The organism is Ramlibacter ginsenosidimutans (assembly GCF_016654015.1).
GTDB classification, from domain to species: domain Bacteria; phylum Pseudomonadota; class Gammaproteobacteria; order Burkholderiales; family Burkholderiaceae_C; genus Ramlibacter; species Ramlibacter ginsenosidimutans.
On the sequence record NZ_JAEPWM010000001.1, the window covers coordinates 52,260 to 70,407 of the forward strand.

Genomic DNA, 18,148 nt, shown 5'->3' on the forward strand with positions numbered 1-18,148 from the left:
GCTGTCCGTGGCAAGCCGCTACTCGTCGGGGATCAGCCGCTTGCCCAGCGGCACGGAGTCGTCCTGCGCGTAGCCGAGCTTGCGGTAGAACGCCCGCACCTGCTCGTTGGCGCTGCGCACCAGCAGGCTCACCTTGGGGCAGCCGCGCACCAGCATCTCCTCCTCGACGCGCCGCACCAGCAGCGTGCCCAGGCCTTGCCTCTGGTGCGCGGGAGCTACCGCCAGGTAATACATCCACGCGCGATGCCCGTCGTAGCCCGCCATCACGGTGGCGACCACGCGGCCATCCAGTTCGCCGACCAGGAACATCTCGCGCTGCACGATGCGCTTGCGCGCGATGTCCTTGTGCGGATCGTTCCAGGGCCGCGTGAGGCCGCACGCGCGCCACAGGGCGACCACCGCTGGTTCGTCGTCGTCGCGGAACGGGCGGATCTGCATCGGCTACATCCCGATCACTTCCGCGAAGCGCTCGCCCTCGGCGCTCTGCTGCAGGGCCCACATGTCGGCGTAGCGGCCGCTCCGCGCCAGCAACTGCTGGTGGGTGCCGCGTTCGACGATGCGGCCTGCCTCCATCACCAGGATCTCGTGCGCGTCCACCACGGTGGAGAGCCGGTGCGCGATCACCAGCGCGGTCTTGTTCTGCGCTGCGCTCTTCAGCTCCGCCTGGATGGCGCGTTCGTTGGCGCTGTCCAGCGCCGACGTCGCTTCGTCGAAGATCAGGATGGGCGGATCCTTCAGCAGCGTGCGCGCGATGGCCACGCGCTGCTTCTCGCCGCCGGAAAGCTTCAGGCCCCGCTCGCCCACCATGGTGCCGTAGCCCTTGGGCGTGGAGGCGATGAAATCGTGGATGCGCGCGGCGCGCGCGGCCTCCTCCACCTCGGCGCGCGAAGCGCCCGGGCGGCCATAGGCGATGTTGTATTCCACCGTGTCGTTGAACAGCACCGTGTCCTGCGGCACGATGCCGATCGCCTGCCGCACGCTGGCCTGCGTCACCTCGCGCACGTCCTGGCCGGCGATGGTGATGCGGCCCTGCTGCACGTCGTAGAAGCGGTACAGCAGCCGCGCCAGCGTGGACTTGCCCGAGCCCGAGGGCCCGACCACCGCCACGGTCTTGCCGGCCGGAATCTCGAAGCTCACGTCGTGCAGGATGGTGCGCGCCGGCTCGTAGGCGAAGGTGACGTGCTCGAAGCGCACGGTCCATCCTCCTGCACCCTCTCCCCTGCGGTAAGGGCCGGGCTCCCCTCTTCCTCCCTCCCCCCCTGGGGGAGGGTTGGGGTGGGGGCGCGCGCCCAAGGGCAGCGCCCCCGGCTTGTCCGCCACCTCGCGCTCCTTCTCCATCAGCGTGAACATCTTGTCCAGGTCGGTGAGGCTCTGCTTGATCTCGCGGTACAGCACGCCCAGGAAGTTCAGCGGGATGTACAGCTGGATCATGTAGGCGTTGATCATCACCAGGTCGCCCAGCGTCATGCGCCCTTCGACCACGCCGGTGGTCGCGCGCCACAGCATCGCGACCAGCCCGATCGCGATGATCAGCTGCTGGCCCGTGTTCAGCATCGAAAGCGTCGTCTGCGCCTTCAGGCGGGCGATGCGCAGGCGCTTGAGGCTCTCGTCGTAACGATTCGCCTCGAACTCCTCGTTGTTGAAGTACTTGACCGTCTCGTAGTTCAGCAGCGAGTCGACCGCCTTGGTGTGGGCGGCCGAATCGAACTCGTTGGCCTCGCGCCGGTACTTGGTGCGCCACTCGGTGATGGTGACCGTGAAGACGATGTACACGACCAGCGCGGCGATGGTGATCCAGGCGAACCAGACATCGAACTTCACGGCCAGGATGGTCAGCACCATCGTGACCTCGATCAGCGTCGGCACGATGCTGTAGAGCGAATACGAGATCAGCGACTCGATGCCGCGCACGCCCCGCTCGATGTCGCGCGTCATGCCCCCGGTCTGGCGCTCGAGATGGAAGCGCAGCGACAGCGCATGCAGGTGCCGGAAGGTCTGCAAGGCGATGCTGCGCGCCGCGCCCTGCGTCGCTTTCGAGAACACGAGGTCGCGCAGTTCGGTGAACAGCGACGTGGACAGGCGCAGCAGCCCGTAGGCCACGAGCAGCCCGACCGGCACGACGAGGAGCGCCGCCGGGTCGGTCTTCTTGATGTCCATCGCGTCGATGAGGTGCTTCAGCAGCAGCGGCACGCCCACGTTCGCCAGCTTGGCGCCCACCATGAACAGCAGCGCGCCCAGGGCGCGCCACTTGTAGTCCCAGAGATAGGGGAACAGGCGCTTGAGCGTGCTCCAGTCGGAGCGCGACTGCGCCGCGCCGCCGGCGGGAAGGGGGAGGGAGGAGGAACTCAGTTCGCCGCTGCGGCGCATGGGGGACAATCCGTTCGGTTCTTTCCGGAGATTGTGCCCATGTCCGCAAATCCAGGCGCGCCCCCCGCGCATCCCGCTCCGGCGACCCCGCCTTCCAACAAGGAACTGGTGCTGAAGGTGATCCCCATGCCGGCGGACACCAACGGCAACGGCGACATCTTCGGCGGCTGGGTGATGGCGCAGGTGGACCTCGCCGGCTCGGTGCTGCCGGCGCGCATCATCCGCGGTCGCATGGCGACCGTGGCGGTGAAGGAATTCATCTTCAAGCAGCCGGTGCGCGTGGGCGACATCCTCAGCTTCTACTCTTCGGTCACTCGCATTGGCCGGACCTCGATCACCGTGGACGTGGAAGTCTTCGCCGAACGCTTCCGCGAGCAAGGCGCATTCGTCAAGGTGACCGAAGCGCTGGTGACCTACGTGGCGATCGACGACAACGGCAAGCCGCAGGCGATTCCGCGTTGATCGGGCAGTGAAGACAAACAACCGGACGCAGAGGACGCAAAGGTTACGCAGAGGACGCAAAAGGACATCCAATTAAAAAAGGGAAGTCCATCTGCGTCCTTTCGCTCTTTTGCGACCTCTGCGTCCGGTGGTCCGCTCCTGCCTTCTTCAGAACTTGCCGTGCCGTCCCTCGCCCTGCGCGAAGCGGGCCGCGCCTTCCAGCGCATCGGGGATGCGGGGCTTGCTGCGTTGCCATTCGGCGTGCAGCGCCTCGGGCAGCGGCTTGCCCCATTGCTCGTAGGCATTGCGGCGATCGGCGCGCATCGTCTCCTGCGGGAAGCGGGCTAGCTGCTCGGCCAGCGCGATCGCTGCGTCGCGCGCCTGGCCGCGCGGGACGACGCGGTTGGCCAGGCCCATCTGCAGCGCCTCGGCGGCTTCCACCTTGCGGCCGGTGAGGATCAGGTCCATCGCGTGGCCCATGCCGATGAGCCGCGGCAGGCGCACGGTGCCGCCGTCGATCAGGGGCACGCCGAAGCGGCGGCAGTACACGCCGAAGTAGGCATCCTCCTCCAGCACGCGCAGGTCGCACCACAGCGCCAGCTCCATGCCGCCGGCGACGGCGGCGCCGCTGACGGCTGCAATCACGGGCTTGTCCAGCAACAGCCGCGAGGGTCCCATTGGAGCCAGCGCCCTCGCGTCCGCGGCATCGAAGTCGAGGTCCGCGAGCACGCCGGCCCCGCCCGGCTGCTGCGCCATGCGCGCACCGAACTGCAGGTCCCACCCGGCGCAGAAATGCCCATTCGCGCCGTGGAACACGGCCACGCGCGCCTCCGGATCCTCGTCGAAGGCCACGAAGGCGGCGTGGAGGCGCCGCGCCGTGTCGGCGTCCACCGCATTGCGGACGTCGGCGCGATCCAGCGTGACGATGGTGACGGCGCCCTGCTGCTCGATGCGAACGGAGTCTGGCTGCATCCGCGCATTACACCGCGGCAGCGGCGCGCGCGCACGTAGCGGAAACGTGCGCTGATCCCCGCCGCCTGGCGCCGCTACAAGCCGAGACAAGCAGCCCCCGGGCGGCGGGTTTGTTGATACGCTCGTCCGGATGAGTGCGCCCAACCCGCTGCAGAACCCCGACCTGGAGTCGAAGTCGCTGCTGTTCCTGGTGCTGGTGGCCACGGTGCTGTTCGTGCTCATCCTGTGGCCCTTCTTCGGCGCGGTGTGCTGGTCCGTGTTCATCGCCATCGTGTTCTGGCCGATGCACCAGCGCTTCCTGCGCGGCAGCCATGGGCGGCGCAACATGGCGGCGGCCGCCTCACTCACCGTCGTGCTGCTGATCGTGATCCTGCCGCTGGCGACGCTCGCGTCGTCGATCACGCAGGAAGCCTCCCTGCTGGTCGACGCCATGCGCACCGGCAAGTTCCAGCTGGGGACCTACTTCGACCAGGCGATCGCGAGCCTGCCGGAGTGGCTGCGCAACCTCCTGCACCGCTTCGGCATCGCAGATCTCAGCCTGGTGCAGCAGAAGATCATGGCGGTGCTGGGCAACAGCGGCCACGCCCTCACCACGCGCGTGGTCGGCATCGGGCAGGTGACCATGGACTTCATCGTCGCGTTCTTCGTGATGCTGTACATGCTGTTCTTCCTGTTCCGCGACGGTGACCGGCTCTCGCAGTCGGTGGCGCGGTCGATCCCGCTGCATCCGCAGCACACGCGCCGGCTGCTGACGCAGTTCGCGACGGTGGTGCGGGCAACGGTGAAGGGCAACATCGCCGTGGCGCTGGTGCAAGGCGCCCTGGGCGCCCTGGCCTTCTGGTTCCTGGGACTGGCAGGCGCGGTGCTGTGGGGCGCCGTGATGGCGCTGCTGTCGCTGCTGCCCGCGGTCGGGGCCGCCATGGTGTGGGGCCCCGTCGCGCTGTACTACTTCTTCACCGGCGCGTTGATCAAGGGAGTCGGGCTGGTGGTCTGGGGCACCGTCGTGATCGGCCTGATCGACAACTTCCTGCGTCCGGTGCTGGTCGGCAAGGACACGCGCATGCCGGACTACCTGGTGCTGGTGGCCACGCTCGGCGGCATCGTGGTGTTCGGGCTCAACGGCTTCGTCATCGGCCCGGTGATCGCGGCGGTCTTCCTCGTCAGCTGGGAGATGCTGGCCTCGGTGCGGCAGCAGCCCAGCGTGCCGCCGGGCGGCTGAACGCCGCGACTCAGCTGCCGCTGCCGAGGCCCCCCATCGCGAACACGGAGGTGGGGATGCGCCCGGCGAGCTGTTCAGCCGTCTCGGACATCCAGCTGCGCTTGCGCAGCTCCTCGACCTTGGCCTTGCGTTCTTCGGCGAGCTCTTTCGCGCTGAGGTCGGCGGCGTCTTCGATGACGATCAGGAATTCCTCGGGATCGATGGCCTGTACTGCGGGGATATTGGGCATGGCCGCGATTGTGCTTCAAGAGGGCGCATTTCCGACGCCCAGGGGCGCGAGTGAGAGCGCCGCGTGGGGTCATCCCACCGCCGGCCGCCGAGTCGTTGTAGCGAGTGCCAGGCGCGATCCACAGCAGCATCGCCGCGGAAGCCGGCGGGAGCCTGCAGGGCGCGGCCCTATCCCGCGGGAACCGGCAGCACCTCCATCACCTCGACGCCCTCGCCCGGGAAGATCGTGAAGTGAGGATGGTCCAGGAACAGGCGGGCAGCAGCGTCCTGCGATTCCGCTTGAACCACCGTGAAGCCGGCGAGGTTGTTACGAATGTCGCTCACGCCGGACTTGCCGACCAGCTTGGTGCGGCTGAGGGGGCCGCCCATTTCGACGATAGCTGCCTGGTTGTCGGCCGCCCACTTCTTCCAGGCGGTGATGCCTTGCGACTCGCGTTGGCGGCGCTCCGGCTCGGAGAGCTTTTCCCATTGCGACATCGCGTCCGGGGAACCGGTGAAGACTGCGAGAAATCGCTTCATGCTGACCTCCTTCGACCTGGGGTGCCCAGTCTACTGCCGAAGGGCCGATTCGCTCGGGCGCTCGCAAGCCCCTGCCGTCGTCAAAGCAAATCCGGATTCGCCCGCCACACCGCCCAGGTCAGCACTGACGCGAAGCCGACCCACAGCACGTACGGAACCAACAGCAAGCCGGCCACGCGGCTGATGCGCGCGAACGCGACGGCCGTCCACGCGACCAGTACCAGCAGCAGCGCCACCTCCGCCGCCGCCAGCGCGCCGCGGTCCCAGTTGAAGAACAGCCGCGACCACAGCGCATTCGCTGCGAGCTATCAGTGACCCGTGTCCGCCCGCTGGGGCGGCGGCCAAGCGTCCGGGCGGATTGCCAGGAGTATGGCAACCAGGCCGGCCACGCCCAGGCCCAGGTCCGGGGCCACGTCCAGCAGGAACGCTGCCTGGACGCCGATGGCGCACCACGCGATCGGCGCGACGAACACCCACCGCGCCACGCGGCCGCGCGCCAGCGCCAGCATGCCCACGGTGAAGATCGTCGTCGGGCACGGAAGGCCGAAGGTCGGCAGATGCGGATACGCGTGACCTGACAGCGACGACCAGATCGGATACGCGACCAAGGCATAGAGCACCAGCGCGAGTCCCAGCACGGTGCGTGCGTCGCGCTGCAATCGGAACACGGAGGCGCCGCGCACCGCGCCGAACCACAGGAAAGCCAGCGCGCCCAGCAGGAACAGGACGCCGAACGCGTAGGCAGCGGGATTGATCTGCGCAAAGAACGCGAACTGGTACGTGACAGCGATCCAGGCCCAGAGCAAGGCCAGGATGGACCAGCCCACCTGCGATGCCCAGCGCTTGTCCACGCAGGCCAGCACAAGTGCGCAGACGCCGGCGGCACCCAGCGCAAGCTGCGAGGGCCAGACGGCTTCGTTGTACGACTGGATGACGTCGAAGAACTGCGCGGTGGTGAATGGAAGGCGCATCGGCCGGTCCTCGTGCTCGCGTGGGCAGCAGGCTAGGTTCGGTTCCAACCTCTGCAAAAGGCGGCAGCGCCTGCTTCACGCCGGACCAGCCCTACGCGTCCAGTTGGCTCGCCTGGCGCGACAGCGTGCCGAGTACACCGCCTCGAACTGTTGCACGGCGCTGGCGACCGCGGGGGTTGTTCATACGGATTGCGACAGCCGAATCGTGCCCCAGACGAGGACGGCCAGCAGGGCCACGTTGATCAATAGCGCGGTACCGTGCATCCGCCTGAAGCGTCGGATCGGCTCCGCATCGCTGCCCTCGATGCGTGCGCCGACCTCCTCCATCGCGTCGAGGAAGTGTTTACGAAGAACCGTCACCAGGATGGCGATGCCCACCGCGCCGATCGCGAAGGCGACGCGTCCCCACAGCGCATAGCTCAGGGCCGCTCCCACGGCTGCCCAGAACGTGACCTTGTAGTAGACGTTGAAGAATGACCGCACGAACCGCGCATCGAGTGGCACATCGTGTTTGAGTACGAGCAGCGGCAGGCCGCCCAGCAGGAAGTACGCGGTGAAGACCAGCAAGGCCACCGTGAAGATGAAGGCACCATACATTCCCCACGTCATCGCGTTGGCTCCCGGGTGGGCGCGAGAACGTCCCTGCCGACTGCTCTGTTCGACCGCAACTCACGCAGCGTGTGCATGGAACTTCACCCCGAGAGCCCGCACCACCTTGAGCACCGTGGCAAAGCTGGGATTTCCGTTCTCGCTGAGCGCCTTGTAGAGGCTCTCTCGGCTCAGGCCTGCGTCTCTTGCGACCTGGCTCATTCCTTTGGCCCGCGCAATGTCGCCAAGGGCACGCGCAATCCCGGCTGCGTCCTCGGGAGCCTCTTCCAGCCAGGCATCCAGATATGCCGCCATTTCTTCCGGCGTTCGCAGTTGCTCCGCGACGTCGTACGCGATCGTCTTCGTCCGCGCGGTCGCGGAGTCCTTCGTCTTTGCTGCCCTTGCCATCGCTACTCCTGCAAGCCCTTCGCAAGGCAGAGCGCTGCCTCAATGTCCTTCTGCTGCGTCGATTTGTCGCCGCCGGCAAGGAGGACATCAGCACTCCCCTGCGCTCGGTGTAATACACCCGATGCCCAGGTCCGAAGTCAATCTTCAGTTCACTCACACCCCCGGTCAGCACTCTGTACTGGCCAGGATTTCCATGGACCAGCCTATCCACCCGCACCTGGATCCGCGCGCGGCCGACCCGGTCTCTCAGAGAGTTGATCCAGTCTCGGTAGACCTCGGTCATCTCCACGCGCATGGGTTAACTGTATCCCATGGACTACAAGCGCGTCAAGCTCAGAGGCTGGCTGACTTTGCGGTTGAACGCAAGAGTGACCGGCACGGTGACTGGCGAATTCACTTGCGCCAGCTCAAGGCGCTCCCGCGTGCGCGGCGCATTCTTGGTACATCTTCCCGTTGGAGACCGACCGTGACGCAGACCCAGGAGCATCCGCACCCGGATGAATCCCTGCTGCCTCTCCCGCAGCGGTCCGGCTCTGCGCGCGCGCCCAGGACCGGGACACTCCGTGCCGCTGCCCCGACCGCCATCTCCCTCGAGCAGGTCTCGAACATGCTGTGGGCGGGCTTCGGACTGAACCGCCGCGGCAGCGGCGGCCGCGCCGTCCCCAGTTGCCGCGGCGTGCGGGAAGTGGAGGCCTATGTCTGCCTGCCCGATGGCTGCTACCGGTACGACGCTTGCGACCACGCGCTGGTGCTGGTCAGCGCCCACGACGCGCGCCCCTGGACCGGATCCCGCGGCACGGAGCCGGGCCCTGCGATCGCCCTGGTCTACGTCACGGGCGCTGGCGACGAGGCCGACACCTGGGAAGAAACGGGCCACATCCCCGGCGCGGACGTGGCGACCGTCGCCGGCAAGGTCGCTGCCTGTTCGACCGCTTCCGGGCTGGTCGCGCGAGGGGAGGAATGGTTCCACCCGCAGCTCGCGCACCTGCTCGGGCTGCGCGCCCGGCAACGCATCGCGCTCACGCAGACGGTCACCGCATCGCCGAAACCCAGCCACTGAAGGAGGCGCACTCGATCCACCTGCTGGACCCATGCCGCTCACAGGAGCTTGAAGGAAATAGCCATGTCGAACTTCACCTCTCCGGCCGCGGCCGCTCGCGGCCCCGGGCGTTCCACGCGGAGCCGCCAGAAGGCGCTGCGCTGGGCCACGTTGACGGTGCTGCTCCTGTTGGCAGCCGCAGCGGCCGGCGGCACCTAGCCGTCGCCGTTCGAGGGCTTGTTCGCGCGAACGAGGTTCAAGAGGTGACGGCTGCCTCGCTCCGCCCCATCGTCGCGTCCAGCAGCCGACGGACCTCCTCCAGCGGCCGCGTGTTCAGGACGTGCCGCGCTTCCAGCCATCCCCGGCGGGCCTGTCCCACGCCCCAGTCGAGGTGGCCGAATTCGAGGAGTCCGTGCGCATCGCTCGCGATGCTGACCAGCACGCCGATGTCGCGTGCCATGCGGCAGGCATGGTCGTCCAGGTCGAGCCGGGTCGGCTGTCCGTTCAGTTCCATGAAGCAGCCGCGTTCGCGCGCATGCCGCAACACGCGCTCGAGGTCGAACGCGCAGGGCTCCCGTTCGCCGAGCAGGCGCGCGGCGGGATGGGCCAGGATGCTGAAGTACGGATGGTCCATGGCACGCAGCAGCCGCGCGGTCTGCTGGTCGGCCGGCAAGTCGAAGCGCTCGTGCACGGCACCCACCACCAGGTCCAGCCGCTGCAGGATCGCGCCCGGCAGGTCCAGCTTGCCATCCTTCAGGATGTCGACCTCGACGCCCTTGAGCAGCGTGATGCCCGAAAGTTGCTCGTTCATCGCGTCGATCAGGTCGATCTGGCGGGCCAGCCGTCCGGCATCCAGGCCGTGCGCGATGGCCAGGCGACGGGAATGGTCCGTGACGGCGATATAGGACAGGCCGCGGGCCGCAGCCGCCTCCGCCATGACGCGCAGGCTGTCGCGGCCGTCGCTGTCGCTCGTGTGGACATGCAAGTCTCCGCGCAGCTCCTGCAGGCGCACCAGATGCGGCAGGCGGTCGGCACGCGCCGCATCGAGTTCGCCGCTGTCCTCTCGCAGTTCGGGATCGATCCACGGCAGTCCGAGCGCGCGGTAGACGGACTCCTCGGTGTCACCCGCCACCCTGTGCGCGCCCTGGAACAGGCCGTATTCGTTCAGCTTGAGTCCCGCCTCCTGCGCGAGCCGGCGCAGCGCGATGTTGTGCGGCTTCGAGCCTGTGAAGTACAGCAGCGCCGCGCCGAAGCTCGCCTGCGGCACCACCCGCAAGTCCACCTGCACACCGCCTTGCAGCACGATGCTGGCCCGGGTGCTGCCCTTGGCCAGCACACGCTGCACGCCGTTGCCTCCAGCGAAGCGCTCCATCACCGGCGATCCCCTGCCGGCGCTCACCAGCAGGTCGATGTCGCCGACCGTGTCGCGCCGACGGCGCAGGCTGCCGGCGACGGCTGCCTGCTGCACGCCGGCCACGGTTTGCAGTTCGGCCAGCAGCGCCGCGGCCATCGGCGCCGCCGTCGCGAGCGGCACGCGCCGCTGCGTCTTCAGGAGGGCGATGATGGCGTCGAGGATGCGACGCTCGGCGTCGCGGCTGAAGCCGCGCACGCCGCGGATGCGCCCCTGTTCCGCCGCGGCCTGCAGGTCGGCCAGGCACTGCACGCCCAGGGCTCCACGCAGCGCCTGCACGCGCCGGGGGCCGATGCCGGGGAGCCGCAGCAACTCCGTGATCCCTTCTGGCAGTTCCTTGCGCAACGCATCGAGCTGGACGCAGCTGCCGGTGGCGACGATCTCCGCGATCTTGCCGGCGAGGTCCTTGCCGATCCCGGGCAGGTCATCGAGGTCTTCGCCGGCCGCGATCATTTCCTTCGCGCTGCGCCCGAGGCCGGCCAGCGTGCGCGCGGCATTGCGGTAAGCCCGCACGCGAAATGCGTTGCCACCCTGCACCTCCAGCAGGTCGGCGATCTCGTCGAAGACGGCCGCGGCGGCAGCATTGGAATAGGCCATGCGGCTCGTTCCTTTCGTCGAAAGAGAACCGTAGGCCGTGGCCGCTGCAGCAAGTTGACGTGCATCAACCGCGTGGCATGGGGCGTTTCCAGAATGAAGAACGATGGATGACTTCTGGCTCGCCCTGCGCCTGCTGCTGTTGCTGACCGTGGCCAACAACGGGCCCATCGCGGCCAAGTTGCTGCTGCGAGCGCGATGGGATCGGCCGATCGATGGCGGTGTACTGTTCCGTGACGGCCGTCCTTTGCTCGGTCATTCCAAGACCTGGCGAGGCCTGGCCTCCGCCGTGCTGCTGTCGGCGCTGCTCGCGCCCGTCCTTGGCTTCAGCGCCGCCATCGGTGCGCTCACCGGCGCACTGAGCATGGTCGGGGATGCGCTGGCCAGTTTCACCAAGCGCCGGCTGGGCGTGCCCACTAGCGGCCGCTCGTTCGGCCTCGATCAACTGCCCGAGGCCGTCCTGCCTTTGCTGGTGCTGCATGAACCGCTGCAGCTGTCGTGGCCGCTGATCACGGGCGTGGCAGTCGCATTCCTCCTGCTGGAAACGCCGGCGGCGCGGCTGGCACATCGGTTGGGATGGCGGGATACGCCGCACTGAAGGATGGGCAAGGTGATCCTCGCGCGAGCGCAGTGGCACATCGCTGAAGATGAGCGTCGCATCCATGAAGGCGAACAGGACCGTGATATGCGCGGGAACGCCCAACCGCGCGGACTCGTCGTAAAGCATCCGGAGTTCGCGAACGCACTCCTCCGCTTCCGGCGCCTTCACGATGAAGGCAGAGGATCCCACTGAGGGCTAAGGTCGGAACTGACCCGCACGCACCGACCGCGCGCCGCGAGGTGCACGATCTCCTGCGCGCCTCGCGGTGCGCTGCCGGCGCGGGTCCGCGTCGACCGACCTGTTGGACATCGAAGCGTCAGAGTTCATGCGAGTACACGATGAAGCCGAGATGCTTGGCCATCCTGTCATAGAGCGCGCGACCAGCAACGTTGGTCGTCTGCGTGGTCCAGTAGACGCGCGAACTCCCGGCCTCTTTCGCGGTGTCCAGCACCTGCTGAATGAGCGCGCGCCCGACTCCCCGGCCACGGCATGCCTCGTCGGTGAACAGGTCCTGCAGGTAGCAGACGTCAGCAAGACGCGTCGTGCTGCGATGAAACAGGAAGTGCACGATGCCGACGACCCTGCCGTCCAGTTCGGCTACGAACGCGTGCACCGACTCGGCGGCATCAAAGAACCGCTCCCATGTCTGTTCCGTCACACGCTCGTCCAGGGCGGTGGCTCCGCTGCGTCCGTAGAACGCGTTGTAGCCATCCCAGAGTGGACGCCATTGCGGGTAGTCATCGTGCCGGATGGGTCTGACGAGTGGAGGAGTCACTGTGCTTGTTCGCATGATTAACGCAGAAACGAGCGGCGGACAGTAGGCGGCGCCAGCGTGCGGCGAGAACGTCCGTATCGGCTGCCAAGGTTAACTAACACCACCAAGGAGAACCGCCTGACGGGGACGACCACCATCACGGGATTCTCCGCACGTCACCGTGGCCTGGAGTCGCGTTTTCGTGAAAGAGATCGAACAGGTACTGCTCCAACTCAGCATCCTCAATGAAGTCGGGAATCACGAAGCCCGCCGGCAACTGCTTTCCATCGGCTCCGACGGCATAAGCCTGCCACAGTTCGCCCTCGCGTCGAACGAGGAATATCCGACCAAAGACGTTGAAGCGCAGTGCGTCCATGCGCGGTCTAACGTGAGGGTGACCGGCACGTTGCGGCAAGGGGCCGCGCGGTGCAAGATTTCCAACGGCATTGTGCGGCCTCTTGCCGCAACGTGTCCGAATCGACCGACCTGTTATTCCTCACGCGCCGCTACTCGCCAGCAACCGCCAGCAATGCCTTGGGATTCTTGCGGGCGATGGCGAGAAGCGTGCGAGCAGCCCCGCTCGGCTGCTTACGGCCTTGCTCCCAGCCCTGAATGGTGCGCACGGAAACTCCAAGCAGCTTGGCGAATTGCGACTGTGAGAGTCCGGTGCGCTCACGGGCCTCGATTGCGGGGGAAGAAACCACCTGGGTCTTCCCGGCCTTCATCTGCTGCACTGAATCAAGCAATTCGACTGCCAAGTCGCGCTTGGATTCGTATGCGCGCAATTGCGCTTCGGACAGGGGTTTACTCTTCGAGGGCACGGCGGATCTCCCAGCGAACACTCCGAGGAGCGCTAGTGCGAACGTGAGCTTCCGCATCCGTCTAACGTCGGAGTTGCCCGGCATGCAACGGCATTGCGCCGCCGGGCGTATGCTCACCGGCACGCTTCGCGGCGCTATGCGGTTGCGTGTCCGCGTCGAACGACCTGTCAGGGCTCACGACCGCGGCACTCCCTGGGGATCTCGACAGCCCTCAGCGGCCTTCCTGATGCGAGGATCTTCCGGCTCGTCACCGAGGCGACCAAGAAGGATGAAGCGATCAGCTCTCTCGCCGGGCAATTGCAGCCGGAGCACCAACTCCGAAGATCCGATGAAGAAGTGAAATGGGTCGGAGGGCACGAACTTCGCCAGTTCAGGCTCGTCGGCATAGCGACCGAGAATGACACGCCCCTTGTAGAGGGTCATGTGTCCGCCCGCCAGCGTTCCGCGATAGAGGCGGATGCCGGATATCTCCTCGTTCATTCCGTTGACTCGAAGAGCACAAACGGATGAACCATTCGGCAAGACGTACCAGTTCTCACCAAAAGAAGGTCGGCTTCCGTTGATGGTCAATGGCGATTCGCTCGCTCCCCACCACCCTTCCGGCGATGCGGCAGCGTGAGAATTGTTCGCGGCGCTGAAAACGCTGAACAAAACGACTGCTGGGAATCGGCGGAACATCGTGCGCCCTAACGTAGAGGTGCCGGGCCACGAACAGGAGCGAGCGCAGCTCGCGGACGCCGGTGGGCGTCCGTGTCGACCGCAAGGTTAGATCGTGACACGAGAGGTCTACGCATTCGCTGCCTTCACCAAAGGAAGGCCTGCGCTCGCCCAACCTTCGACGCCACTCTTGAGGTTTTGGACGTACTTGAACCCGTTCCGGACAAGGATGTCCGTGGCTTCGGGGCCGCTGCTGTGGCCGTCATTGCAATAGACCACGATCTGACGCTCTTTCGCCTGACTCAATGCAAGCGGGATGCTCGTCCGAAGTGCGACCAACGGAATAAGCATTGCGCCTGGCAGATGCCGATAGTCGAACGGATCCTGGCCTCTAACGTCAACTGCAAGCGCCCCAGCATCGAGGAGCGCTTTAGCTTTCGCAACATCGACTTCCGGCACGCTGAAGCGCGTCGAGCGGCTGGATTGGCCCGTCGCGACCCAAACAACCCCGACAAGTCCCAAGCCGATCACTGCCAAAGCGTCTCGCCTTCCCGCCACTCTGGACATAGCGTCTCCCTCAATGAAGCGATCTAGCGTGAAGATGACCGGCACGTTGTGGCAAGGGGCTGCACGGTGCACGATCTCCGACGCCGCGGTGCAGCCCCTTGACGCAACGTGCCCAAGTCGACCGACCTGTCAGGCATCAACTCCACGTGCCTCGAACTCAATTCCCCCAATGTGCTTGTATAGCAAGTTGTACACCGCGCATCCAATAGCGACGCTGATATAGCCCGCCACCAGGTACAGCACCGGCATTACAAGCAAGATCAATGTTGGAGGTCTGGCTTCCGGCGGTGCGCTCGCAAATGCGATCAGCATCATCGGAACCATGAATACCAGCGAGCTCACCAAGGCAAGCACTGAAAAGACCTTTCCGTTCTGGTGCGGCGAGAACCGCGCGATCTGCTGTTTCATTCGAAGGCGCCTCCCCACGCCTGCGACGATTGTCTGATCGAAGTGCGCGAGCGCCAAGCTCCCTGTGACTTTGATGCCTAACGTGAAGGTGAGCGGCGACCAGCGGCAAAGCGGCGCGTGGCGCTCGATTTCCAACGGCACTACGCGACGCTGTGCCACTGGGTGTCGGTTGCGAACGAACTGTTAAATCTCGGGTCGCGCGATGAAAGCCTGCTTGCCATGGCGATCGAAGCCGGCACTTTCGTAGAACCGGAACGTTCCTTCATCCAGCCTGCCAGTTTGAAGCATCACCTTGTAGCAGCCCGCTGTGTGCAGATGCGCGTAAAGGCGAAGCAACTCGTCGAGATCGGATTCGCGAAGACGGCGGATTTCCATTTGCGCGGACTAACGTCGCTGTCAATGATGGGTTTGGCGGCAAGGCCGGGAACCGCAGTGCTTCCTATGTGTTCGCGCTTCCCCGACAGCCACGGGGCCAGGGCGTCACAAAGGTCTCGCCGCTCAAGTGGGAAGCCTCGACCCACTTGAGGTCGTACTCGGCGAGCGTCACGCCTCGCGGATCGCCCTCATCAACGCATCGAAGCGCTCGCCGCACAGCGCCCGCAGCCGCTCGACTTCCGCGATGGCGTGAGTCGGCTTGGCGGTCTGGCCGCGCAGGTACAGACCGATGGCGTCGGACAGCACCTGTTCCATGCGACGTAGTTCACTGTTGATCTCCTCCCAGTCGGTATGCAATCGCGCGATGTTGCCCTGCGGGCGGGAGGACGCATTCATGGCCGCCTCAGTCTATCGGCTGCTCGCTCGGCCGCAGGTAACGAGCCGTTGGCCAGCCGCCAGGCGGTCACCTCAGGTACACCAGCAACCCGACCACCGCCGCCGTGGCGAGCGCGACCAGCAGCACGGCGGCGCCGCCGGACTCGGCGATGCTGCGCGGGCGGCCCCGGTCGATCTGTTCCCACACCGGCTCGTCATCGGGCGGCGGGACGCTGCCGTAACGGCGCACGGGAATGTCGCTGCGGACGCCGATCCCGCAGCGCGCATGCGCGCCCGCGTCCTCGTGCGTGCCGCTCGCGCGGCCGGCCGCGTCCCGCACGCCGGCCGGTTCGCCCCAGCCCTCCGCCTGTGTCTGCATATCGATCCAGATTCCAGAACAAGCAGGCAGCGTAGCGAGCCGCCCGCGCCGGCGTCAAACCCCCGTTCGGGGTATGCCGCGGGGCGCCAGGGCGAGCACGGCCTTGCATCCGTAGATCACGATCGGCGGCGCATCGAGCTCGCCGATGAGCATTCCAGGAAGCCGCGCAGCAGGTGCGGCTGGCCTTCGAGCGCGAAGCAGCGACAGTGAAGCAACGGGCTGGCCAGCGCGTAAGCGAGCACCAGCACGAGCAGCCGGGGCGGCGTGATGCGAGGCCGCGTGCGGTCAGGAGTCCAGCAAGCCTGGCATGGTAGAGCAGTGATATTGCTACTTTTTGCTTCACAATTCCAGCGTGACCAGATCCACCCACAGCGCCAAGGCAAGGACGGGAGCCGACATCTACCTGCGCTTCCTGCAGTTGTCCGACGCCATCCGCGGCGTGTCCTCGCTGCCGCCGCTGGACCCGCTCGAGGAGCAGATCCTGGCCTGGGTGGCGCGTGCGACCCGCGCCGGCGAGCGGCTGTCGGTGCGCGACATGATGGCCAAGGAAGAACTCGGCGCGCCGGCCACCATCCACGGCCGGCTGAAGTCCATGCGCGAAAAGGGCTGGATCAGGCTCGCCGATACGGAGGACGCGCGCCGCAAGCAGGTGGAGCTCACCGACGACGCGCTGCGCTACTTCGCGCAACTGTCCCGTGCGCTTGTCAAGGCCGCCAAGGGCGCCTGAGCCTCAATCGGGCTTGCTGCCGGCCTGCGCGCGCAAGGGCGCGAGCAGGTGCTTCAGCCCGTTGTGGTCGATCTCGTGCATCAGCGCCAGCAGGCGGCCGAGCTCGCCCGATGGAAAACCTTCGCGGGCGAACCAGTTCAGGTAGTTGCCCGGCAGGTCGGCGATCAGCCGGCCCTGGTACTTGCCATAGGGCATCTCCACCTGCACGAGCCTGAGCAGCGGGTCGCTCATGGCGCCGCGCACCCCGGCCTGCCGGTGCCACCTGCGCGCCGAGTCACAGCGCGATCCAGTCGGTGTGGAAGCTGCCGGCACGGTCCACGCGCTGGTAGCGGTGGGCGCCGAAGTAGTCGCGCTGCGCAGCCAGCAGGTTGGCCGGCAGGCGCGCGGTGCGCAGGCCATCGTAGCTCGCGAGCGCACTGGCCAGCCCCGGCACTGGCGTCCCCTGCAGCACCGCCGCCGCGACCACTTCGCGCAGCGGCTGCTGCGTGCGCGCGAGCATGTCCCCGAGCCCGGGCGCGAGCAGCAGGTGCGCCGGCGGCGGGCTGGCGGCCAGCGCCGCCCGCAGGTCGTCGAGCACGCGTGCGCGGATGATGCAGCCCGCTCGCCAGACCGAGGCGATGCGCACCAGGTCCATGCCCCACTGGTACTCCGCGTTGCCGGCGGCCAGCAACTGGAAGCCTTGCGCATAGGCGCACAGGCGCGCGGCGAGCAGCGCGTCGCGCAGCCTGGGGATCCACTCCGGTCCCTGGCCGCCGTCGGGCCGCGGCCCCGGCAGCAACTTCGCAGCCTGCTCGCGCAGCGGCTTGGCGGCGCTCACCGCGCGCGCGAAGACGGCCTCGCCCATGGTCGAGGCGGGCACGCCCAGGTCCAGCGCGGCCTGCGTGGCCCACTTGCCCGTGCCTTTCTGTTCGGCCGTGTCGAGGATCAGGTCCACCAGCGGCTGACCGCTCTCCGCGTCCTCGTGGTGCAGGATGTCCGCCGTGATCTGGGTGAGATAGCTTTCCAGCTCGCCGCGGTTCCACTTGGCGAACACCTGGCCTGCTTCGCGCGCGTGCAGGCCGGCGAGGCCGCGCAGCAGCGCGTACACCTCGCCGATCAACTGCATCTCGGCGTACTCGATGCCGTTGTGCACCATCTTGACGAAGTGCCCGGAGGCACCGCTGCCCATCCACTCGCAGCACGGCTGGCCATCCGCGGTCTTCGCGGCGATGGCCTGCAGCATGGGGCGCAGCAGCGGCCACGCCTGCGCGTCGCCTCCCGGCATGATGGACGGACCCAGCAGCGCACCCTGCTCGCCGCCGCTGATGCCGGCGCCGACGTAGAGGATGCCGGTGCCGGACAGCGCGGCCATCCGCCGCTGCGTGTCCGTGTAGCGCGTGTTGCCGCCGTCGATCACCACGTCGCCGCGCGCGAGGTGCGGGCGCAGTTCGGCCAGCACGGCGTCGACCGCCGCGCCCGCCGGGACCATGAGCAGGATGCGGCGCGGCGACTGAAGTGCCTGCAGCATGTCCAGCACGGAAGCGACTGCTCGCGCGCGCCCTTCTGCCACGCGCAGGAGTTGCGCGCGCTTGCCCTCGTCCAGGTCCAGGCCGACGACCGTGTAGCCGTGGCGCACCAGGTTGAGCGCGAGGCTGTGCCCCATCACGCCGAGTCCCACCACGCCGATGTCGCCTGCCTGCTGTTCCGCCATATCAACCCCTTGCTACTCCGCGCGGTGACCCCGCGCC

Annotated in this window: 27 protein-coding genes and 2 pseudogenes; 6 read left to right on the forward strand and 23 right to left on the reverse strand. The window is 67.0% G+C overall.

Translation table 11 applies throughout. The features are described 5' to 3' along the window. Window positions 1-18: 18 nt before the first annotated feature. Together JJB11_RS00260 and JJB11_RS00265 are read right to left on the reverse strand one after the other, a co-directional pair. Window positions 19-438 (reverse strand): GNAT family acetyltransferase, encoded by a 420-nt coding sequence (locus JJB11_RS00260; protein WP_201165904.1) that lies wholly within the window; start codon window positions 436-438, stop codon window positions 19-21. Between the two features lie 3 nt (window positions 439-441). After that, complete coding sequence (locus JJB11_RS00265) at window positions 442-2,367, reverse strand: ABCB family ABC transporter ATP-binding protein/permease (RefSeq protein WP_201165905.1); 1,926 nt, start codon at window positions 2,365-2,367, stop codon at window positions 442-444. A gap of 39 nt (window positions 2,368-2,406) precedes the next feature. Here JJB11_RS00265 and JJB11_RS00270 point away from each other — a divergent pair, with 39 nt between their 5' ends. Then, a complete protein-coding gene (locus JJB11_RS00270) occupies window positions 2,407-2,829 on the forward strand; it encodes an acyl-CoA thioesterase (protein WP_201165906.1) in 423 nt (140 codons plus the stop codon). A 147-nt stretch (window positions 2,830-2,976) separates the two neighbouring features. Here the strand turns inward: JJB11_RS00270 and JJB11_RS00275 are convergent, their stop codons facing one another. Continuing rightward, complete coding sequence (locus JJB11_RS00275; RefSeq protein WP_201165907.1) at window positions 2,977-3,780, reverse strand: crotonase/enoyl-CoA hydratase family protein; 804 nt, start codon at window positions 3,778-3,780, stop codon at window positions 2,977-2,979. Window positions 3,781-3,910: 130 nt separating this feature from the next. Here JJB11_RS00275 and JJB11_RS00280 point away from each other — a divergent pair, with 130 nt between their 5' ends. After that, window positions 3,911-4,999, forward strand: a complete 1,089-nt coding sequence (locus tag JJB11_RS00280; protein WP_201165908.1) for an AI-2E family transporter — start codon at window positions 3,911-3,913, stop codon at window positions 4,997-4,999. A gap of 10 nt (window positions 5,000-5,009) precedes the next feature. Here JJB11_RS00280 and JJB11_RS00285 read toward each other — a convergent pair whose 3' ends face one another. The 7 genes and pseudogenes from JJB11_RS00285 to JJB11_RS26715 all read right to left on the reverse strand — a co-directional run. Further along, a complete protein-coding gene (locus JJB11_RS00285) occupies window positions 5,010-5,228 on the reverse strand; it encodes a hypothetical protein (RefSeq protein WP_201165909.1) in 219 nt (72 codons plus the stop codon). A 167-nt stretch (window positions 5,229-5,395) separates the two neighbouring features. After that, entirely contained in the window at window positions 5,396-5,746 is a 351-nt protein-coding gene (locus JJB11_RS00290) for a YciI family protein (protein ID WP_201165910.1), read from the reverse strand. A gap of 80 nt (window positions 5,747-5,826) precedes the next feature. Then, window positions 5,827-6,039: pseudogene (locus JJB11_RS00295) on the reverse strand (tryptophan-rich sensory protein); the annotation flags it as partial. Window positions 6,040-6,054: 15 nt separating this feature from the next. Beyond that, window positions 6,055-6,717 (reverse strand): DUF6064 family protein, encoded by a 663-nt coding sequence (locus JJB11_RS00300; RefSeq protein ID WP_201165911.1) that lies wholly within the window; start codon window positions 6,715-6,717, stop codon window positions 6,055-6,057. A 180-nt stretch (window positions 6,718-6,897) separates the two neighbouring features. Further along, window positions 6,898-7,314, reverse strand: coding sequence for a hypothetical protein (locus tag JJB11_RS00305; RefSeq protein WP_201964522.1), 417 nt, complete (start codon window positions 7,312-7,314; stop codon window positions 6,898-6,900). A gap of 72 nt (window positions 7,315-7,386) precedes the next feature. Beyond that, entirely contained in the window at window positions 7,387-7,713 is a 327-nt protein-coding gene (locus JJB11_RS00310) for an addiction module antidote protein (protein WP_201165913.1), read from the reverse strand. A 133-nt stretch (window positions 7,714-7,846) separates the two neighbouring features. Next, window positions 7,847-8,008: pseudogene (locus tag JJB11_RS26715) on the reverse strand (type II toxin-antitoxin system RelE/ParE family toxin); the annotation flags it as partial. A 171-nt stretch (window positions 8,009-8,179) separates the two neighbouring features. Here JJB11_RS26715 and JJB11_RS00320 point away from each other — a divergent pair. After that, window positions 8,180-8,773 (forward strand): nitroreductase family protein, encoded by a 594-nt coding sequence (locus tag JJB11_RS00320; RefSeq protein ID WP_201165914.1) that lies wholly within the window; start codon window positions 8,180-8,182, stop codon window positions 8,771-8,773. Window positions 8,774-8,836: 63 nt separating this feature from the next. Then, on the forward strand, window positions 8,837-8,971 hold the full coding sequence (locus JJB11_RS26305) for a hypothetical protein (RefSeq protein ID WP_277988745.1): 135 nt from the start codon (window positions 8,837-8,839) through the stop codon (window positions 8,969-8,971). A gap of 37 nt (window positions 8,972-9,008) precedes the next feature. Here JJB11_RS26305 and polX read toward each other — a convergent pair whose 3' ends face one another. Further along, on the reverse strand, window positions 9,009-10,760 hold the full coding sequence (gene polX / locus JJB11_RS00325) for a DNA polymerase/3'-5' exonuclease PolX (protein ID WP_201165915.1): 1,752 nt from the start codon (window positions 10,758-10,760) through the stop codon (window positions 9,009-9,011). 103 nt (window positions 10,761-10,863) lie between these two features. On the opposite strand from polX, the gene JJB11_RS00330 reads away from it, so the two are divergent. Next, entirely contained in the window at window positions 10,864-11,355 is a 492-nt protein-coding gene (locus JJB11_RS00330) for a CDP-archaeol synthase (protein ID WP_201165916.1), read from the forward strand. 319 nt (window positions 11,356-11,674) lie between these two features. Here the strand turns inward: JJB11_RS00330 and JJB11_RS00335 are convergent, their stop codons facing one another. The 10 genes from JJB11_RS00335 to JJB11_RS00380 all read right to left on the reverse strand — a co-directional run bounded on the left by JJB11_RS00335 (window position 11,675) and on the right by JJB11_RS00380 (window position 15,694). After that, window positions 11,675-12,148, reverse strand: a complete 474-nt coding sequence (locus JJB11_RS00335; protein ID WP_201165917.1) for a GNAT family N-acetyltransferase — start codon at window positions 12,146-12,148, stop codon at window positions 11,675-11,677. A 121-nt stretch (window positions 12,149-12,269) separates the two neighbouring features. Further along, a complete protein-coding gene (locus JJB11_RS00340) occupies window positions 12,270-12,488 on the reverse strand; it encodes a DUF7661 family protein (protein ID WP_201165918.1) in 219 nt (72 codons plus the stop codon). A gap of 130 nt (window positions 12,489-12,618) precedes the next feature. Next, entirely contained in the window at window positions 12,619-12,933 is a 315-nt protein-coding gene (locus tag JJB11_RS25880) for a helix-turn-helix domain-containing protein (RefSeq protein ID WP_340643126.1), read from the reverse strand. Window positions 12,934-13,107: 174 nt separating this feature from the next. Then, window positions 13,108-13,611 carry a hypothetical protein gene (locus JJB11_RS00350; protein ID WP_201165920.1) on the reverse strand — a complete coding sequence of 168 codons (504 nt, stop codon included), beginning with the start codon at window positions 13,609-13,611 and terminating at the stop codon, window positions 13,108-13,110. A 108-nt stretch (window positions 13,612-13,719) separates the two neighbouring features. Further along, window positions 13,720-14,121 carry a rhodanese-like domain-containing protein gene (locus JJB11_RS00355; RefSeq protein ID WP_340643131.1) on the reverse strand — a complete coding sequence of 134 codons (402 nt, stop codon included), beginning with the start codon at window positions 14,119-14,121 and terminating at the stop codon, window positions 13,720-13,722. 165 nt (window positions 14,122-14,286) lie between these two features. Next, window positions 14,287-14,565 (reverse strand): hypothetical protein, encoded by a 279-nt coding sequence (locus JJB11_RS00360; RefSeq protein ID WP_201165922.1) that lies wholly within the window; start codon window positions 14,563-14,565, stop codon window positions 14,287-14,289. Window positions 14,566-14,748: 183 nt separating this feature from the next. Then, on the reverse strand, window positions 14,749-14,940 hold the full coding sequence (locus JJB11_RS00365; RefSeq protein WP_201165923.1) for a hypothetical protein: 192 nt from the start codon (window positions 14,938-14,940) through the stop codon (window positions 14,749-14,751). Beyond that, the gene (locus JJB11_RS00370) at window positions 14,853-15,086 is read right to left on the reverse strand and encodes a GrpB family protein (RefSeq protein WP_201165924.1); all 234 of its coding nucleotides are present in this window, start codon (window positions 15,084-15,086) and stop codon (window positions 14,853-14,855) included. Before JJB11_RS00370 ends, JJB11_RS00365 begins: the two co-directional genes overlap by 88 nt. A gap of 22 nt (window positions 15,087-15,108) precedes the next feature. Next, window positions 15,109-15,336 (reverse strand): hypothetical protein, encoded by a 228-nt coding sequence (locus tag JJB11_RS00375; RefSeq protein ID WP_201165925.1) that lies wholly within the window; start codon window positions 15,334-15,336, stop codon window positions 15,109-15,111. Between the two features lie 67 nt (window positions 15,337-15,403). Then, on the reverse strand, window positions 15,404-15,694 hold the full coding sequence (locus JJB11_RS00380) for a hypothetical protein (RefSeq protein ID WP_201165926.1): 291 nt from the start codon (window positions 15,692-15,694) through the stop codon (window positions 15,404-15,406). A gap of 352 nt (window positions 15,695-16,046) precedes the next feature. Between JJB11_RS00380 and JJB11_RS00385 the strand changes: the two genes are divergently transcribed. Further along, window positions 16,047-16,421 carry a winged helix-turn-helix domain-containing protein gene (locus JJB11_RS00385; protein ID WP_201165927.1) on the forward strand — a complete coding sequence of 125 codons (375 nt, stop codon included), beginning with the start codon at window positions 16,047-16,049 and terminating at the stop codon, window positions 16,419-16,421. Between the two features lie 3 nt (window positions 16,422-16,424). Here the strand turns inward: JJB11_RS00385 and JJB11_RS00390 are convergent, their stop codons facing one another. After that, complete coding sequence (locus tag JJB11_RS00390) at window positions 16,425-16,652, reverse strand: DUF3820 family protein (protein ID WP_201165928.1); 228 nt, start codon at window positions 16,650-16,652, stop codon at window positions 16,425-16,427. A gap of 43 nt (window positions 16,653-16,695) precedes the next feature. Further along, window positions 16,696-18,111, reverse strand: a complete 1,416-nt coding sequence (gndA, locus tag JJB11_RS00395; RefSeq protein ID WP_201165929.1) for an NADP-dependent phosphogluconate dehydrogenase — start codon at window positions 18,109-18,111, stop codon at window positions 16,696-16,698. Window positions 18,112-18,148: the final 37 nt, after the last annotated feature.

Excerpts from the sequence above, each read along its gene's own strand:
- JJB11_RS00260 (WP_201165904.1), bottom strand. The coding sequence starts at position 438 with ATGCAGATCCGCCCGTTCCGCGACGACGACGAACCAGCGGTGGTCGCC.
- JJB11_RS00265 (WP_201165905.1), bottom strand. The coding sequence starts at position 2,367 with ATGCGCCGCAGCGGCGAACTGAGTTCCTCCTCCCTCCCCCTTCCCGCC.
- JJB11_RS00270 (WP_201165906.1), top strand. The coding sequence starts at position 2,407 with ATGTCCGCAAATCCAGGCGCGCCCCCCGCGCATCCCGCTCCGGCGACC.
- JJB11_RS00275 (WP_201165907.1), bottom strand. The coding sequence starts at position 3,780 with ATGCAGCCAGACTCCGTTCGCATCGAGCAGCAGGGCGCCGTCACCATC.
- JJB11_RS00280 (WP_201165908.1), top strand. The coding sequence starts at position 3,911 with ATGAGTGCGCCCAACCCGCTGCAGAACCCCGACCTGGAGTCGAAGTCG.
- JJB11_RS00285 (WP_201165909.1), bottom strand. The coding sequence starts at position 5,228 with ATGCCCAATATCCCCGCAGTACAGGCCATCGATCCCGAGGAATTCCTG.
- JJB11_RS00290 (WP_201165910.1), bottom strand. The coding sequence starts at position 5,746 with ATGAAGCGATTTCTCGCAGTCTTCACCGGTTCCCCGGACGCGATGTCG.
- JJB11_RS00300 (WP_201165911.1), bottom strand. The coding sequence starts at position 6,717 with ATGCGCCTTCCATTCACCACCGCGCAGTTCTTCGACGTCATCCAGTCG.
- JJB11_RS00305 (WP_201964522.1), bottom strand. The coding sequence starts at position 7,314 with ATGTATGGTGCCTTCATCTTCACGGTGGCCTTGCTGGTCTTCACCGCG.
- JJB11_RS00310 (WP_201165913.1), bottom strand. The coding sequence starts at position 7,713 with ATGGCAAGGGCAGCAAAGACGAAGGACTCCGCGACCGCGCGGACGAAG.
- JJB11_RS26305 (WP_277988745.1), top strand. The coding sequence starts at position 8,837 with ATGTCGAACTTCACCTCTCCGGCCGCGGCCGCTCGCGGCCCCGGGCGT.
- polX (WP_201165915.1), bottom strand. The coding sequence starts at position 10,760 with ATGGCCTATTCCAATGCTGCCGCCGCGGCCGTCTTCGACGAGATCGCC.
- JJB11_RS00330 (WP_201165916.1), top strand. The coding sequence starts at position 10,864 with ATGGATGACTTCTGGCTCGCCCTGCGCCTGCTGCTGTTGCTGACCGTG.
- JJB11_RS00335 (WP_201165917.1), bottom strand. The coding sequence starts at position 12,148 with ATGCGAACAAGCACAGTGACTCCTCCACTCGTCAGACCCATCCGGCAC.
- JJB11_RS00340 (WP_201165918.1), bottom strand. The coding sequence starts at position 12,488 with ATGGACGCACTGCGCTTCAACGTCTTTGGTCGGATATTCCTCGTTCGA.
- JJB11_RS00350 (WP_201165920.1), bottom strand. The coding sequence starts at position 13,611 with ATGTTCCGCCGATTCCCAGCAGTCGTTTTGTTCAGCGTTTTCAGCGCC.
- JJB11_RS00360 (WP_201165922.1), bottom strand. The coding sequence starts at position 14,565 with ATGAAACAGCAGATCGCGCGGTTCTCGCCGCACCAGAACGGAAAGGTC.
- JJB11_RS00365 (WP_201165923.1), bottom strand. The coding sequence starts at position 14,940 with ATGGAAATCCGCCGTCTTCGCGAATCCGATCTCGACGAGTTGCTTCGC.
- JJB11_RS00375 (WP_201165925.1), bottom strand. The coding sequence starts at position 15,336 with ATGAATGCGTCCTCCCGCCCGCAGGGCAACATCGCGCGATTGCATACC.
- JJB11_RS00380 (WP_201165926.1), bottom strand. The coding sequence starts at position 15,694 with ATGCAGACACAGGCGGAGGGCTGGGGCGAACCGGCCGGCGTGCGGGAC.
- JJB11_RS00390 (WP_201165928.1), bottom strand. The coding sequence starts at position 16,652 with ATGAGCGACCCGCTGCTCAGGCTCGTGCAGGTGGAGATGCCCTATGGC.
- gndA (WP_201165929.1), bottom strand. The coding sequence starts at position 18,111 with ATGGCGGAACAGCAGGCAGGCGACATCGGCGTGGTGGGACTCGGCGTG.